The 548-nt window shown below is 44.5% G+C and carries 1 protein-coding gene; it reads right to left on the bottom strand.

Going from position 1 to position 548, the window contains the following annotated elements; translation table 11 throughout:
• Positions 1-101 precede the first annotated feature (101 nt).
• Complete coding sequence (locus QEH53_RS23960) at positions 102-440, bottom strand: energy transducer TonB (protein WP_309025766.1); 339 nt, start codon at positions 438-440, stop codon at positions 102-104.
• Positions 441-548: the final 108 nt, after the last annotated feature.

The following is a 548-nucleotide window of genomic DNA, read 5'->3' as shown; positions in this document are numbered from 1 at the left end:
ATACGTCCCGATAGCGTATTGGAACCGCCTAGTGCGGATCCGCATGCTAGGTGGTGTGGGAGCTGGGGGAGTTAATGCCCCTGGCTACCCGATTTAGCCTATCATCTAATAGTTATCGGCACCCTTACCTTTCCTGGTACTTTTTCACCATTGTTGATCATAGGTGAAAATTTGAATTTCTTCGCTGCTTCGATCGCGACATCGTTTAGTTTAGGGTCAGGCGATGAATGTATAAAGGTGTCAGTAATTCTTCCTGTTTCATCGAGATTCATTTCGACGATTATTTGCTGAGGTTTCCTATCTCCAGCATAGTTTTCTGGGTATGATGCGTCTTCTTTTTGAAGAATGTGTGGAGGTTCACTTCTTCCAGTGTTGGAGCCAGTCGTTGTACAACCGGTTATTACATACATAAGAAGGATGAGGAGTACTTTGTTTTTCATAATCTATTTTGGCAACGTGAAAGCCATACGCGGAAGTCAGCGCGGAGCGCTGGCTGGAGTTGTATGTGCTGCCTGGTTCTCCTTCTTTTCTTTTAAGTCTATTTGTGT

Source organism: Pelagicoccus sp. SDUM812002 (assembly GCF_031127835.1).
Taxonomy (GTDB): Bacteria; Verrucomicrobiota; Verrucomicrobiia; order Opitutales; family Opitutaceae; genus Pelagicoccus.
This window is presented reverse-complemented; position numbering and strand designations above follow the sequence as displayed.